Here is a 15,347-nt window from a genome sequence, read left to right on the forward strand (position 1 = left end):
AGCAGCCATCCGGCCACCGCGAACGTGGCGGCCGCGATCGCAGCCTGCACCAGAAGGGTGCGCTGCTGGGCTTCCTGCCAGGCGCGCGGCTGCGCGGTGGCGAGCAGCGGCAGGCGGATCGCCTTGACGAGGCTGGTCGCCGCGGCCGCCAGCGCGCCGGCAACGCTCATGGCAAGGCCCGCGATCCACCATTCCCCCCTGAGCGTAAGTTGGCCGGGCACCGGCGCGCCATAGAGCCCGCGCAGGGAGGCTGCGACGTCGGGCAGCAGGATGGCCGCGATGACATAGCCGCAGATCATCCCGAGCAGGCCCGCGATCACGGCCAGCGACACCAGTTCGACCACCATGACCGCGTTCAATGCACGCGCGGAGACGCCGCAGGCGCGCAGCGTCCGCAAGCTCGGCCGCCGCTGCTCGAACGCCAGCCCAATCGCCGAGTTGACGATGAACAGGCCGACCAGGAACGACAGAAGGCCGAACGCGGTGAGGTTCAGGTGAAAACTGTCGGTGAGCCGTTCGAGATCGGTCTCCGCGTCGGGCTCGACCAGACTGAGCCTGTCGCCGACCACGCTCTCGAGCGCAGCGCGCGGGCCGCGGGCCTTGCCGACCAGAAGGCGGGACACCTCGCCGGGCCGGTTCAAAATCTCCTGCGCCCGCCCGATATCCACAATGAGCACGTCGGGCACGAGTTGCGGCTGCAGATGCAACGGCGGCAGCACGGTGCCGTTTGATGTTTCCGGCGTGGCGCCTTCAGCGAGCGCGAGATCATGCAGCGTGTCCGGCGCGATCAGCGTCTGGCCCGGCGGCGCGATGAAGGCCTCGGCGTCGGCGCGGGCGATCGTCGGCGCATCGCCGACCTCGGCCGGCAGCGTGACCGGGTCGATCCCGAGCAGCCGCAGCGAATGCCCCTCGACCTGGATACGGCCTTCGAGCACCGGCGACACCGGCCAGCCAGCGCGGCGCAAATCGACGAACAGCTTTTGCGAAAACGTCCCGCCGCCCGGCGTCACCAGCGTGGCGGTGCGTGCGCCGCCGAACACGGCAGCCGCGCGGTCATAGGCGACGCGGGCCTGCTGGTTCAACGCCTGCACGCCGCTCCACAGCGCGGTCGCCGACATCAGTCCGATCAAGAGCGTTGCGAGCTGCATCGGATGTCGCCGCCAGTGGCTCAGCAGCACCGCGAGAATCCAGGCCAGGCGCGTCATGCGATCAATCCCGCGTGAAGCGTAACCCGGCGGTCGAGCATCGCAGCGAGGCGGGCGCTGTGCGTGACCATCAGGAAGCCGCAGCCGCTTCGCGCGACGAGGTCGTTGGTCAGCGCGATGACGTCGTCGGCCGTCGCCTCGTCGAGATTGCCGGTCGGCTCGTCCGCGAGCAGGAATCTCGGCTTGATCGCGAGCGCGCGGCCGATCGCGACGCGCTGCTGCTGGCCGCCGGAAAGCTGTTCCGGGTAGCGCGCCAGGAGGCCGGCGAGACCAAGCCGCTCGGCGAGTTCGGCCTGCCATGTCGCATCATGCCGGCCGGCGATGCGGGACTGAAAGGCCAGATTGTCCGCGACAGTCAGGCTCGGGATCAGGTTGAACTGCTGAAACACGAGGCCGAGCCGGTCACGCCGCAGCGCCGCACGACCTGCGTCGGGCAGCTTGTTGATGATATCGTCACCGAGCTTGATCTCGCCGGAATCGGCCGCATCGAGCCCGGCGATCAGGTGCAGCAGTGTGCTCTTGCCGCTGCCGGACTCCCCGGACAGCGCGACGCGCTCGCCCGCGGCGACGTCCAGATTGACGCCGCGTAACACGCTGATTTGCTCGCCGGCCGAGCGATAGGTCTTGGTCAGATCGCGGACGCGAAGCACGCACGTTTGAATTGCCGTCATTGCGCCCATCTTTTATCAGCACGAGCCCGTAAGATCACGTGGCAAAAGCCCATTGCATTGCGCGATGGCCGGCAGGTAGCATGATCACCCGGCCTCGCAAGGCTGGCCAACAAAGTCGGCCGAGCGGGCCTAAGACATTACAGGGAAGGAAATCATGATCGCGCATCAGACGTCCAGGGAGACGCCGAACGCGCCGCCGAAGGGCGCCTGGAAGATCACGTTTCTGCTATTCCTGTTCATGCTGGTCAATTTCGCCGACAAGATCGTGGTCGGCCTTGCCGGCGTGCCGATCATGACTGACCTGAAGCTCGAGCCGGAACAATTCGGCCTGCTCGGATCGTCGTTCTTCTTCCTGTTTTCCATCTCCGCCATCGTGGTCGGCTTCGTGGTCAACCGCGTGGCGACGCGCTGGGTGCTGCTCGTGCTTGCGGTGATCTGGTCGCTCGCGCAGTTCCCGATGATCGGCAGTGTCGGACTGACCACGCTCCTGATCTGTCGCATCATCCTCGGCGCCGGCGAAGGCCCTGCCGGCGCGGTCGCCACGCATGCGGTGTACAAATGGTTCCCCGACGAAAAGCGGACCATGCCGACTGCGATCCTGACGCAGGGATCGGCATTCGGGGTGATCGTCGCGGTGCCGACACTGAACTGGGTCGTCGTGAACTATAGCTGGCATCACGCCTTTGGCGCGCTCGGCGTGATCGGGCTGCTGTGGTCCGTCGCGTGGCTGATGCTGGGGAAGGAAGGACCGCTGGTGGGGCTCGCGACGTCCACGGCGGCCGAGACGCGGGTGCCGTATTTTCAGCTCCTGACGTCGCGCACCTTCATCGGCTGCTGTGCCGCGAGCTTTGGTGCCTATTGGGCGCTATCGCTCGGGCTGACCTGGTTCACGCCCTTCATCGTCAAGGGGCTTGGCTTCTCGCAAAGCGAGGCCGGCTGGATCTCGATCCTGCCCTGGATCTTTGGCGCTTGCGTCGTCCTCATCACCGGCTGGGTGTCGCAGGCCTTGATGGCGCGCGGCGTCTCGACACGTGTCGCGCGTGGCGTTGTTGGCGCGACCCCGCTCATTGTTGGTGGTGCAATCACGGCGATGCTGGCCCATGTCGAGGGCGCCGGCTTGCGCGTCGCGCTGCTGGTGGTCGGTGGCGGCCTGACCGGCTCGATCTATGTCGTGTGCGGGCCGATGCTCAGCGAGTTCACGCCAGTGTCGCAACGCGGTGCGATCCTCGCGATCTATGGCGCGATCTATACGCTTGCTGGAATCATCGCGCCCTACGTGATGGGCAGCGTCATCCAGCATTCGGCGTCCATGCTTGACGGCTATCTCACCGGCTACACCATCAACGCAGCGACGATGGTTGCGTCTGGCGTGCTCGGCCTGCTGCTGCTGTGGCCGAACACCGAGCGCGCGCGGCTGACTGCCGATCGTGCAGCTCCGCCCGAGCTTCTGGGGCGACCGGCGGAGTAGGGAGCGTGTAGGGCGGGCTAAGCGAAGCGAGCCCACCATCTAACGGCATACTCGTGCAGTGCCGGTGGGCACGGCGCAAGCGCGCCTTTGCCCACCCTACAAGACTTAACTCAATTCGAGACCTGCGCGCCGCGCACGAGCCGGCCCGGGCGCGCGCCGGTGGCGCGGCCGTTGCGCTGCGTCACCAGCCCTGAGACGATCGTCGCCTCATAGCCGTCGACCTGCTGCAACAGCCGCCGGCCGCCGACCGGCAGGTCGTAATGCACTTTTGGCGGGTGCAGGTGCAGGTGGTCATAGTCGATGACGTTGATGTCGGCCTTGTAGCCCGGCGCGATCAGCCCGCGGTCGGTGAGGCCGACCGACAGCGCCGTCTTGCGCGACTGCGCCGCGACCACGAAGGGGATCGTGAGTTTTTCGCCACGCGAGCGGTCGCGCGTCCAGTGTGTCAGCAGATAGGTCGGAAAGCTCGCATCGCAGATGATGCCGCAATGCGCGCCGCCGTCGGAAAGCCCGGGCACCGCGCGCGGATCGCAAAGCATTTCGCGCGTGGCGTCGAGATTGCCGTCGGCATAATTGAGGAACGGCACATAGAGCATGCCGCGGCCCTCGTCCGAGAGCATCGCGTCATAGGCCAGATCCTCCGGCCGCCGCCGCTCGCGGCGGGCCCGCGCGCCGAGCGCCTGCTCCGGCGGCTGTTCGTAGTCGGGGGGATCGCCGAGCAGATACATCTTGTCGTAGTTCGGTCGGAAGAACAGCGGATCGTCGGTCGCGCTCGGCGCTTCCGAAAGGATCGCGGCGCGCACCTCCGCCTGGCGCAGCCGCGCCAATCGCTCCGCCAGCGGCAGATGCGCGATGGCCCTGTAGCTCGGATGGGTCTGGAACGAATTGCGCGACAGTTCGAGCCCGAGCAGAAGTCCCACGGGCCGCGCCGCAATTTGCGCCGTGATCGACAGCCCCCGGGCGGCGGCCGCGTTGATGGTGTCGAGCGTCTGGCGCCAGCGTTTTGGCGCGCGATCGTTCTGGGTGACCGAGAACGTGATCGGGCATCGCGTCGTCTCCGCGATCCGCAGCATCATCGGCAGATCTTCATCGAGCGTCGAGAGATCGAGCACGAATTGCAGCACGCTGCGCCCCGAGCGTTGCATCGCGCCGGCAATCGCGGCCAGCTCATCCTCGCCGGCCTTCAGCGTCGGCGTGTAGTCGCCGCTCGAGGTGCGGTGATTCAGCGTGCGCGAGGTCGAGAAGCCGAGCGCGCCCGCGCGCACCGCTTCGCCGGCGAGCCGCGCCATGGCCGCGTTGTCGTCGGCCGTCGACGGATCGCGCCGCGCGCCGCGCTCGCCCATCACATAGACGCGAAGCGCCGCGTGCGGCAATTGCGCGCCGATGTCGATGTCGAAGGTGCGCTTGCCGAGCCAGTCCATGTAATCCGGAAAGCTCTCCCATTGCCAGGGAATGCCGGCCGACAACACCGGCTCGGGAATGTCCTCGACGCCCTCCATCAGCTGGATCAGCCGCTGGTGATCGCTCACCCGGCATGGTGCGAAGCCGACGCCGCAATTGCCCATGATCGCGGTGGTCACGCCATTCTGCGAGGACGGCGTGATGTCCTGGCTCCAGGTGACCTGGCCGTCATAGTGGGTGTGGACGTCGACGAAACCCGGTGCAACCAGTCTGCCCCTGGCGTCGATTTCGTCGCGGCCTTTGGCGGCGACCTTGCCGATCGCGGTGATGCGGCCGTCCCTGATCGCGACATCGGCCTCGAACAGATCGCCGCCGCTGCCATCGGCAATCGTGCCGCCACGGATCACGAGGTCTGGATGGTCCGTCATGGCGCTTCATCCCGGTCGTTGTTTGTTGATGGCATCCTTCGGGTGCGGCCGGATGCTGTCAACTGGCGGGATGTGAGGCTCAGCAATGCGCCAGCGCTCAGTCCTTCGTGCGGCGCTCGGTGATCGGCGCGAGCAGCACCGTCAGCACCATGAACACGGCCGAGAGGCCGAACACCCAATGCGGCGCGCTCTGGTCCATGATCCAGCCGAACAGCAGCGGGCTGATGATGCCGCCGAGATTGAAGCCGGTTGAGACGATGCCAAAAGCGCGCCCGGCCGCGCCCGGCGGGGCGGCCCGCCGTACCAGCATGTCGCGCGAGGGTGCGATCACGCCGCCGAGGAATCCGGCCGCCGTCATCGCCGCGATCAGCACGGCGTCCGGCAGCGCAAATGCCGCAATCGCGAGCACGATTGCGGCATTCACGGCAAAGCAGATCGCGGCCACTTGGCCATGCCGCGTGGTGCGGTCGGCGAGGAAGCCGCCGGCCAGCACACCCGCGGCGCTGGCACCGAGAAAGGCGGTCAGCGCAAGGTTGGCGGTCGGGAAGGAGGTGGCATAGCCGCTCATCAGCGCGACCACGCCGAAATTGCTGATCCCGGCATTGGAGAGGCTGAGCAGCATGAAGAACACGGTCAGCACGACCAGCGCCGGCGTGATGATGCTCGGTTTCGCCGCCCCGCCGGCATCGCGATGCTTCGCAGTGCCGGCCTCGGGTACGTGGCCCGCGATCAGCAGCAGCGCGGTCGCGGGGCCGACGGCACCGGCGGCGATCAGCGCGCCAAAGCCTCCGACCAGCGTCACCAGCATGGCGACAACAGCGGGGGCAACCGCGCCGCCAAAATAGCCGGCAAAAGTGTGGATCGAGAAGGCGCGGCCCATGCGGGCCTCGTCCATGTGCGCCGACAGGATCGCGTAATCGGCCGGGTGATAGACGCTGTTGGCGAGCCCGAGCAGCACCGCGCAGGCGATCAGGCTGGTATAGGTCAAATGCAGGCCGAGCAGGATCAGTGCGCAGCCACCGACGGTCAGGCCGAGCAGAAGGATCTTGCGCGCGCCGATATGATCGACGAGATAGCCGATCGGCGCCTGCGTCAGCCCGGAGACGACGGCGAACACGGTCAGCGCAAGGCCGAGCTCGACATAGCCGACGCCGAGCTGCTGTTTCAGAAACGGAAACAGCATCGGCAGCACGAGCAAATGGAAATGGCTGACCCAGTGCGCGACCGAAATCAGGCCGAGCGTGCGCATCGCATGATCAATCTTGCCTTGGGCCTTGCCCGGACGTTCGGCTTGTTGCGGTGCGGCAAGAATATCGGCCATTGCGTCTCGAAGGTCCCTCAACTGCTGCCACATCGGCAGCGCAGGAAAAATATCGGTGCAGGCGGTTATTTGTCCATGAATGCCGCTGCATGGCAGGGCGGGGCTGAGCGGGACGACCCTGGCGATGAGGCGAGCACGCGATGGCAATTGGTTGAGTCGAACGTACCCGCGACCGCTCTCTCGCTCCCCTCCTCCTTGCGGGAGGGGTCGGGGGTGGGGATACCCCAATGAAGGACCGCCGTTGTGGACCCCCCTCCTCAACCCTCCCCCGCAAGAGGAGGGAGGATGCGGCTCCGGTCGAAGCTTACCGCACTAGCCTACCCGCGCAGCACCGGGCCGCCGGCCTTCTTCCAGGCATCGATGCCGCCGGCGATGTGCGCCGCATTGGCGAGCCCTGCATCCTTGGCAACGGTCACCGCCATCGCGGAGCGCTCGCCATAGGCGCAGAAGAACACGATGCGCCGTCCCGTCGCCGCCGCGACCTCGCGCAGCATACCGCCCGCCTTAAGGCTCTCCTCGATCGAGGGATAGGGCGCGTGCAGCGCGCCTTCCAGCGTGCCGTGCTTCAATCGCTCGCCCGCCTCGCGCAGGTCGACGAGCAGGATGTCCGGCCGGTGCAGGCTCGCGATCGCCTCGCGCGCGCCGAGCGACAGGCCCTGCTTCTCCAGCGCGTCCTGGTGCAGGCCGACATGCATGTTGGCCGGCACCGCGACATCCATCATCTTCGGGTTGGGCAGCTTTAGATTGTTCATCAGCGCGACATAGTCGTCAGCCGAGCGCACCTGCAGGCGCGGATTATGGCGCTTCTCCTCGCCGATGGTGGAGACCGTGTCGCCCTTGTAGTCGTGGGCCGGAAACACCAGCGTCTCCTCGGGCAGTTTGAGCAGCCGGTTGAAGATCGAATCATATTGCGCCCGGGCGTCGCCGTTCTGGAAATCGGTGCGCCCGGTGCCGCGGATCAAAAGCGTATCGCCGGTAAACACCCGGTCCCCCATCGCGTAGCTGTAGGAATCGTCCGTGTGACCGGGCGTGTAGATCGCGTCCAGGCAGAGGCCCTCGATCGTCACCTTGTCGCCATCGGCGAGCCGCATCGCCACCACGTCGGCCTTGCTCTGCTCGCCCATGATGGTGATGCAGTGGGTGCGGTCGCGCAGCTCGCCGAGACCGGTGACATGGTCGGCATGCAGATGCGTGTCGACCGCCTTGACCAGCTTGAGGTCGAGCTCGCGCAGCAGCTGGCAATAGCGATCGACCTTCTCCAGCACGGGGTCGATGATCAGGGCCTCGCCGCCGGCGCGGCTCGCCAGAATGTAGCTGTAGGTCCCCGATACGCTGTCGAACAGTTGGCGAAAGATCATGGACGGCTCCGCCTGACGATGCCGTCCCGGTGTTGTCGGGACGGGGCGGGAGTATAGCCGTTTTCGACCATCGAGAGAATATTTTTGCCTGCGCAGGCCGAGTGGTGGAATTGTCCTCCTGCGTGGGAGTATTTTCGCAGTGCATTATTCTGCGAGGCCGGGATTGCCGTCGACCCCTCTCAGCGTCACCACGCCGCGGGACGAGATGGATTTGCCTGCGCGCAAATGTCGCGCCAGGATGTCCCACACCGGCAGGCCCGTGTGCGGGTTGACCGACGCCCAGCCGGCCACCTTGTAGCTCTTGCCGGCCTCGAGCGGCCGGCCGCCGTCGAGCGTGAGCTCGGAAATGCGTCTGCCGGCGCTTTCCGCCGGCGCGCAGGCATAGGACAGCCCGCCGAGCCGCACCATGTCGCCGCCCTGCTGGTAGTAGGGATCAGGATTGAACAGATTGTCGCAGACGTCCTCGAGCACGTCCTTGATCTGGCTGCCCGTCATGGTCTGCACATAAGTCTCGGCATAGGAGATCGCGGTTTCTGCAAACAGGTCTTCCATGGTCAGCGCCTGGCCCGGCAGCGCCGTCACGCCCCAGCGGAATCCCGGCGACAGCGCGATCTCCGCATCGAACTCGGTTCTCAGCGCGTCGCAGATCAACAGGTCCATCGGACCGGAGAAGTTGCCGCGGCGGTACAGCAGGCGGTCGGCGGTCGTGACCTTGTCGTCCCACGATTTTGAATGCGCCAGATGCAGCCGTTCGATCAGCGCCTGCATGGCGCCATCCGGCTTCAACAGTTCCGAATAGACCGGCATTAGCCGGTAGCGCACGTCCTTGACCTTGCCCTTGGCGATGTCGAGATCGAGCACGCCGAGAAATTTTCCGTTCGAGCCGGCATTGGTGACGAGCGTGACACCGCTTGCATTTTTTACCGCGATCGGTTGCGGGATGGCGTCATGGGTGTGTCCGCCGAGAATAACGTCGATCCCGGCAACGCGACTGGCGAGCTTGAGATCGACGTCCATGCCGTTGTGAGACAGCAGAACCACCGCATCCACCTTGTCGATCTCGCGCAGCTTGCTGACCAGCTGCTGCAATTCCTCCTCGCGAATGCCAAAGGTCCAGTCCGGCGTAAAACGCCGGGGATGCGCGATCGGCACGTAAGGAAAGGCCTGCCCGATCACGCCGACACGGTAGTCGCCGAGCTCCTTGATCAGCGCGGGCTTGAACACGCGCCGGCTCGCGGGGTCGAGCGCCTTGGCGTCATTGAACGCGGCCTCCTCGGTGAGAAACACGTTCTGCGCCAGAAATTCGCCCTTGAAGGCTTCCAGGTTCTTGCGCAGCGCGTCCTCGCCATAGGTGAATTCCCAGTGCCCGGTCATGGCCTCGACGCCGAGCAGGTTGGACGCCTCGACCATGTCGGCGCCCTGCAGGGAATTGGCGAGGCCGCTGCCCTGCCAGAGATCGCCGCCGTCGACGAGCAGCGTTCGTTCGGTGCCGGCGTCGCTGCGGAGCCGGTCCACCAGCGTCTTCAGATGCGCAAAGCCGCCGAGCCTGCCGAAGCGAGCCGCGGATTTCTCGAATGCGAGGCTGGTAAAGGCGTAGGCGTCGGCGCTGTCGTCCGAGATGCCAAAACGTTCGAGAAAGGCGCGTCCGACCAGATGCGGCGGCTGGCCCTGCATTGAGCCGATACCGATATTGACGCTGGGCTCGCGAACGAACACCGGCGTCAACTGGGCATGGGTGTCGGTGAGATGCAGAATGCGGCCGTTGCCGAAGCGCGGCAGGTCGTAGACGCTTGCATTGTCCACGCCGCGGGCAAGACGCGGCAAGCTACCTGAAAAGGCCGCCGCACCGGCAAATCTCAGAACGTCTCGCCGGTGGATGGGCATTGCGCTACCAGGTCCTCGAAACGGCTTCACTTGATCTCGAGCGCCTTCCAGGCCTCTTTCTCGCTGGTCGCCTGGAAGATCGAGGCTTTCGCGAGCGCGTCGGCTTCCCTGGCCTGCGCAACGGCCTGGTCGAAATCGCCGGCCTCCGCCGCCTTCCGCGCCGCCGCAAGCGCGGCTTCCGTCGTGGTCCATTGATTGCGCAAGGCGCCTGCCTGTTTCTCCGCGGCGTCGGCCGCGGCATAGGCCGTCTTGAAATCAGCATCGGAAGCCGCGCGCGCCGGAATCAACGTCGCCGGGAGCAGGACCGCAGCAAGCGCGATGGCGCCAATGGTCCTGCTCATGGCCGCGCTCCCGGGCCGGAGATTGGCAGCCCGTTGCTGACGTAGGACAGATAATATTCGAGATTGCGGTATTCGTCCGACTGCGGCTCCAGCGGCACCCCGCGGATCTGGCTGTTGCAGGTGGTGAAGCGCCGGCTGATCGTGCCCATGCCGCTCCACTCGGAGCGATAGATCGGCATCGCGTTCAAAATGCCGAGGGCTGGCGCCAGCGTCTCGGCGCGGATGCGCTCGCCCGGGCTCTGCACATGGCAGGTCGCGCAGGAGAAATTGAGCTGGCCGCGCCGAGTATAGAAATAACGCTTGCCCTCCTGATAGGCTTCGAGCGCGCGGGGATCGGCGGGGATCTTGATGTCGAAGGGCTTGCCGCGTGAGGTGAACGCCATATAGGCGGTCAGCGAGGCCATCTCGTCCTTGACATAGGAGTAGGGCTTTTCGCCATTGGCCTCGCGGCAGCGGTTCAGGGCGAGCTCCAGCGTGACGACCTTGCCTTCCTTCTCGTCGAACATGGGATAGTTCTGGCGGACGCCGATGCCGCCATTTGCAAAACAATCGGCGTAGCTCTTGCCGTTCTTGAACGGCGTCGCAAACATCTCCTTGCCGGCCTCGAGCGCGAATTCGTAAGGCGGAAACTGCTCCTTCTCCTCCCACTGCTTGCGCATGTCCTCATTCATCGAATAGGGACCGTTGACGAAATCGTCGAGCTTCACTTTCGGGAATTTTTTCACGAAATAATCGCGGAACGCCTTGGCGTCGGCGGCCGGATCCGGCGCGTCAGCGGCTCGCGCGGGCGGCAGCGCCGTCGCGACGAAGACCGCGAAACCCAGCGCAGTCAGGACGGAGGAGAACAACGCGCACGCTCTCATGGGATGCCGGTCCGCTCGATTACTGGATCTTCGCCGTGGTGGCGTCGCTTGCGCCCTTGTTGTCGACCCAACTCACCTTCAAATCATCGCCCTTCTTGGCGCCCTTGAAGGCGAACTTGACATAGGGGTCCTTCGAGACCGCCGGGCCCCAATCGGCGACGAAAACCGCCTTGCCGTCATATTCGAAGGTCAGCTGCTGGATGAAGTGTGCGGGGATGGTCTGGCCCTGCGCGTCCTTGACGTAGCCGGAATCCATCGGGTGCTGAATCAGCGCCTGCACCTCGGTGATGTCGCCGCTGTTGATGGCGCGCACGCGGATCGTTGAAGCCATTACAATTCCCTTCGCCAAAATTCCCTTCGACTATGAACTCAGCCGCCGCAGCCGCCGACCGTGACCTTGACTTCCCTGGTCGCGCTGTAGAGCTTTCCGTTCGCCTCCACGATGGCGATCACGTTGGAGGTCTTTGCCATTTTCAGCCGGTTGGCGACGCTCGGCACCGTGCCCTCCGGGATCACATAGGAGGCGGCCAGCGCATTCGGATTCTCGCTGACCAGGAACGAGATCGAGGTGACGCCCGGAAGCGTCGTTATGACCGCGATCGGCACCACGCCGCCGTTCTCGGCGATCTCCGGCGCGTCGAGCTTGATCTGCTCGGAGGCGTCGGCGCTGCGGCCGTAGAGCGCCTTGATCGCGTCCGCATCGCTCTTCTGCTTGAAGGCGTCTTCCGGATATTTGTCGCTGGCAGCTTGGGCCGCAGGCAGCCCAAGGCCGATCTGGCCGAGGCCGGTCAGCGCGGCGAGGCCGGCCCCCTTCAGGATCAGGCGGCGGAGAGGAGAAAAGTCGAGGGGGGCCATTTGGGGGAGGCTCCAGGGCCGGTGCGTGTCACAAGGTCTGCAGGAAATCAACGATCGCGTTGATTTCCTGCTCGGTCAGAATGCGGTTGCGCCCGAACGGCGGCATGACGGTTTGCGGATTGCGCCTGGTCTCATCGGTCAGGATCGCGACGAGATCGCCCCGATCGGGATATTTGCTTTTGATGTTCTCGAGTTTTGGTCCGATCGTCCCGGGCAGGTCGCCGCCCGTGATCTCGTGGCAAGTCAGGCAGTTACCCTTGCCACGGTCGAACGCGAGCTTTTGGCCGTCGGCTGGACCCGATTGGGCGGCGGCCGGCCCGGCGGTCAGCATGGCGAACGCGACGGCCGCGGCGCGCATAACGGATGTGCTCAGGGGGGCGACGCTCACGGGCGGACCTTTAAGGCTGATCTTCGGTTGCACCGGATGCCGCCACCCGGATGAAATTCCCGTGACTTGGCATTTCAAGTTCGGCAAGCCATTCAGTCGGTTACGCGGACGGTGTCATGACGGTCACAATATAGGCGGTCAAAGCATAAACGTCATCCGCTGGCAATCGGTGCGGAAAGAGAGCCGTCACGCGGGGTTAATCCCTTGAGAGCAGCGCATCGGAGGCGTGCCTTGAGCCGATCATGAGCATGATCGGTTCCGGGGACTGCCGGGCGCGCGGCGGATGGCGGCCGGCAGCGCGGGCGCGAGGGAGGAGGTCGGTTCGGTATTTTGATGCCTAGCGCAGGGGCGCGCAGTCTCTGATTGACACAGCTCATGCGCCACGTGCGCCGCGTGCAACGTTGAGCACGATTGCGCAACGCGTCAGCCTTCGATACCACAGGCGTTCTGCGCCGGATTCGTGCTTGGCGTTATCGTGCTTCGTTTTTGGACTGTTCGCACATGCCGATTATCGTTGTGCGATTTCCTGCAAGTTCGCTACATTAGTCATTTCTTATTTAAGGCCCTTTGCTCCGTCGAAGTCCGTGCAACGGTGCCCTGAGGGATCACGGACTTTGAAAAGAGAGCATTCCATGACCGCTGTCGCAACGAAGGTGAGAAAGACACCCATCGGGCATCGGACCGGCGAGGCCAACTCGCTGCGGATGCTGGCCAAGCAGGCTGATGATGCCGCTCAGCTCCTAAAACTGCTCGGCAACGAGAAGCGTCTCCTGATTCTCTGCTTTCTGGCCGACCGCGGCGAAATGACCGTCGGGGAGCTGGTCCATGCCGTGAAACTGAGCCAGTCGGCGCTGTCGCAGCATCTGGCGAAGCTCAGGGTCGATCGCCTGGTCGATTTCCGGCGGACGTCGCAGACGCTGCACTATCGCGTCGCCGACCGGCGTGCGATGCGCATGTTGCACGTGCTCAAGGACCTGTACGGCAACGACTGGAAGTGACATTCGAGGCCGCCGAGTTGGCACAGGAGAGGCTATGGCAGGGTATGTTGCCGAGTTCGGCAAGGACGGCCGTCCCGTGGAAACCGACGGCCGGCTCGACGCGGCGGCGTTCCATCGCAACCACCAGCCGATCTGGGCGGTGCTCGAAAAAGTTCTTGGTGATGGATCCGGCGAGGTGCTGGAGGCCGGCAGCGGCACCGGCCAGCACGTAGTGTATTTTGCGCGGCAAAATCCCGACATCGTCTGGTGGCCGAGCGATCTCAACGAAGCGCATCTGGCGAGCATCAAGGCGTGGCGGTCCCATGCCCGGCGCGACAATGTCCGCGCTCCCTTGCGCATCGATCTCACCGATCCGGCCTGGTGTCCCGAGATGGGCGGCACTGAGGGTCCCGGCCCGCTGCTTGCGGTGTTCTGCGCCAATGTCGTCCACATCGCGCCGTGGCGCGTGGCGGAGGGGCTGTTTTCCGGCAGTTCGCGCTATTTACGCCCGGACGGACGATTGGTGCTCTATGGCCCGTTCAAGCGCGAGGGCAGCCACACCGCGCCGTCCAACGCGATTTTCGATTCGAGTCTCCGCGCAGCCAACGCCGAATGGGGCATCCGCGACATCGCCGATCTCGAAACGCTGGCGGCCGGTGCCGGCCTGAAGCTGCGTAAGGTGGTGGACATGCCTGCGAACAATCTTGTTCTGGTCTTCGAACGACAATAACTGCGCTCCGTCTCCCGCAAGCGGGGGAAGGGAGCGGCACTGCCGTCGCGGCTAGAGAATCTCAACCGACAGCAGCTTCATCCCCCCACCCGATCTTTGTTCGCAGGAACGTCAGGCCGAGCGCGACGAAGGCGGCGCGCTCCTTGTTGTCCTTGCCATAACCATGGCCGCCGGCGGCCGGTTCGTAGAAATAGGCCTCGTACCCCATCGCCTGCAGCTTCGCCGCCATCTTGCGCGCGTGACCGGGATGGACGCGATCGTCGCGCCGGGTGGTGGCGATCAGGATCGGCGGATAATGCTGGCCGGGCCTCGCCGCGTGATAGGCGGAGTAGGTCTGCAGCCACGCCCATTCCTCCGGCTTGTCCGGATCGCCGTATTCGGCGACCCAGCTCGCGCCGGCGAGCAGCTTTGTGTAGCGGCGCATGTCGATCAGCGGAATGGTGCAGAACAGCGCGCCGAAGCGGTCGCCATAACGGGTCAGCATGTTGGTGATGAGAATGCCGCCATTCGAGCCGCCTTCGGCCGCGATGCGCTGCGGCCGCGTGACGCCGCGGCGGACCAGATCGGCGGCGACAGCGGCAAAATCGTCATGCGCGAGCCGCTTGCCGGCGTTGCGTCCGGCATCGTGCCAGCGCGTGCCGAACTCGCCGCCGCCGCGGATATTGGCCTGCACGACGGTGCCGCCGCGCTCGAGCCAGAGTTTTCCGAGCGCGGAACTGTAATAGGGTTTTACGGCATGCCCAAAACCGCCATAGGCGGTCATGTAGACCGGCGCATCGCCGCTCTCGCTCGCGGGGCCGGTCTGCACATAGGGAATCCGCTCGCCATCGATCGAGATGGCCTCGTGCTGCGTCACCACCAGCCCGTCCGGAGAGAAGGTGCGCGGCGCGCGCTTCAGCACGACCGGGGCTTTTGCCGGCTCGATCAGCAGCAGCGACGGCGGGGTCAGCGGATCCTGCACGTTGGCGAGCAGGTCGCCATTGCTTTGGGTATCATGGGGGTCGAACCGCCCGACGTCGACGACACCGATGTCGGGCAGGCCGGCGAGGCGTTCGCGGGCCCAGCCATCCGCTGGCGTGCAGATTTCGAACACCGGCTTCAGCTCGTCGAGGATCGACAGCACGAGCCTGCCTGCCGTCCAGAAATATCCCTGCAGCGCACGGCGCAGTCCCGGTTCGAACAGCGTCGTGAAATTGCGGTCACCGTCGAGGAAGGCTGACAGCGAGATGCCGAGCAGCGTGTCAGGCGGATAGCTGCGTCCGCCGACGGTCCATGGCGAGCGCGGCTTGACCGCCATCCAGTCTGCGTGCACCAGCATCCAGATGTCGCTCGGCAGGTCGAGCCTGGTCCTTGCGCCCGTTTCATCACCGAGCCAGATTTCGAAATTGAAGAAGTCACGCTGATCGACGAACCAGACCCGCTGGCTTGCGCCGGTGTCGTCGACCTGGCCGCCACCG

General features: G+C 65.3%; 15 protein-coding genes. 3 read left to right on the forward strand and 12 right to left on the reverse strand.

Annotation, left to right across the window (positions count from 1 at the left end; genetic code table 11):
• Positions 1-1,205 (reverse strand): FtsX-like permease family protein (locus JOZ76_RS19590; RefSeq protein ID WP_291700976.1); only part of this gene is annotated, 1,205 nt, incomplete at its 3' end.
• Positions 1,202-1,876, reverse strand: a complete 675-nt coding sequence (locus JOZ76_RS19595; RefSeq protein WP_291700978.1) for an ABC transporter ATP-binding protein — start codon at positions 1,874-1,876, stop codon at positions 1,202-1,204. The genes JOZ76_RS19595 and JOZ76_RS19590, both read right to left, overlap by 4 nt.
• Before the next feature lie 154 nt (positions 1,877-2,030).
• Here JOZ76_RS19595 and JOZ76_RS19600 point away from each other — a divergent pair, with 154 nt between their 5' ends.
• Positions 2,031-3,344 (forward strand): MFS transporter, encoded by a 1,314-nt coding sequence (locus tag JOZ76_RS19600; RefSeq protein ID WP_291700980.1) that lies wholly within the window; start codon positions 2,031-2,033, stop codon positions 3,342-3,344.
• Between the two features lie 110 nt (positions 3,345-3,454).
• Here the strand turns inward: JOZ76_RS19600 and JOZ76_RS19605 are convergent, their stop codons facing one another.
• From JOZ76_RS19605 to soxX, 9 genes are all read right to left on the reverse strand, one after another.
• A complete protein-coding gene (locus tag JOZ76_RS19605; RefSeq protein ID WP_291700982.1) occupies positions 3,455-5,173 on the reverse strand; it encodes an N-acyl-D-amino-acid deacylase family protein in 1,719 nt (572 codons plus the stop codon).
• A gap of 97 nt (positions 5,174-5,270) precedes the next feature.
• Positions 5,271-6,494, reverse strand: coding sequence for an MFS transporter (locus JOZ76_RS19610; RefSeq protein WP_291700985.1), 1,224 nt, complete (start codon positions 6,492-6,494; stop codon positions 5,271-5,273).
• A 317-nt stretch (positions 6,495-6,811) separates the two neighbouring features.
• Positions 6,812-7,852 carry an MBL fold metallo-hydrolase gene (locus tag JOZ76_RS19615; RefSeq protein ID WP_291700987.1) on the reverse strand — a complete coding sequence of 347 codons (1,041 nt, stop codon included), beginning with the start codon at positions 7,850-7,852 and terminating at the stop codon, positions 6,812-6,814.
• 144 nt (positions 7,853-7,996) lie between these two features.
• Positions 7,997-9,736, reverse strand: coding sequence for a thiosulfohydrolase SoxB (gene soxB / locus JOZ76_RS19620; RefSeq protein ID WP_291700989.1), 1,740 nt, complete (start codon positions 9,734-9,736; stop codon positions 7,997-7,999).
• A 26-nt stretch (positions 9,737-9,762) separates the two neighbouring features.
• On the reverse strand, positions 9,763-10,077 hold the full coding sequence (locus tag JOZ76_RS19625) for a hypothetical protein (protein WP_291700991.1): 315 nt from the start codon (positions 10,075-10,077) through the stop codon (positions 9,763-9,765).
• Positions 10,074-10,940: a sulfur oxidation c-type cytochrome SoxA gene (gene soxA / locus JOZ76_RS19630; RefSeq protein ID WP_291700993.1), complete on the reverse strand. Its 867-nt coding sequence runs from the start codon at positions 10,938-10,940 to the stop codon at positions 10,074-10,076. Before soxA ends, JOZ76_RS19625 begins: the two co-directional genes overlap by 4 nt.
• Before the next feature lie 19 nt (positions 10,941-10,959).
• Positions 10,960-11,271 (reverse strand): thiosulfate oxidation carrier complex protein SoxZ, encoded by a 312-nt coding sequence (gene soxZ / locus JOZ76_RS19635; RefSeq protein ID WP_291700995.1) that lies wholly within the window; start codon positions 11,269-11,271, stop codon positions 10,960-10,962.
• 38 nt (positions 11,272-11,309) lie between these two features.
• Entirely contained in the window at positions 11,310-11,795 is a 486-nt protein-coding gene (gene soxY, locus JOZ76_RS19640; protein ID WP_291700996.1) for a thiosulfate oxidation carrier protein SoxY, read from the reverse strand.
• Positions 11,796-11,823: 28 nt separating this feature from the next.
• A complete protein-coding gene (gene soxX / locus JOZ76_RS19645; RefSeq protein WP_441300061.1) occupies positions 11,824-12,153 on the reverse strand; it encodes a sulfur oxidation c-type cytochrome SoxX in 330 nt (109 codons plus the stop codon).
• A gap of 734 nt (positions 12,154-12,887) precedes the next feature.
• Between soxX and JOZ76_RS19650 the strand changes: the two genes are divergently transcribed.
• Both JOZ76_RS19650 and JOZ76_RS19655 read left to right on the forward strand, forming a co-directional pair.
• Entirely contained in the window at positions 12,888-13,181 is a 294-nt protein-coding gene (locus JOZ76_RS19650) for an ArsR/SmtB family transcription factor (RefSeq protein WP_291701001.1), read from the forward strand.
• Positions 13,182-13,215: 34 nt separating this feature from the next.
• On the forward strand, positions 13,216-13,890 hold the full coding sequence (locus tag JOZ76_RS19655; RefSeq protein ID WP_291700997.1) for a DUF938 domain-containing protein: 675 nt from the start codon (positions 13,216-13,218) through the stop codon (positions 13,888-13,890).
• 61 nt (positions 13,891-13,951) lie between these two features.
• Here JOZ76_RS19655 and JOZ76_RS19660 read toward each other — a convergent pair.
• On the reverse strand, positions 13,952-15,347 hold a 1,396-nt coding region (locus JOZ76_RS19660), incomplete at its 5' end, for a prolyl oligopeptidase family serine peptidase (protein WP_291700998.1).

Origin of the sequence: Bradyrhizobium sp. (assembly GCF_019244115.1) — a bacterium.
Classification (GTDB): Bacteria; Pseudomonadota; Alphaproteobacteria; order Rhizobiales; family Xanthobacteraceae; genus Bradyrhizobium.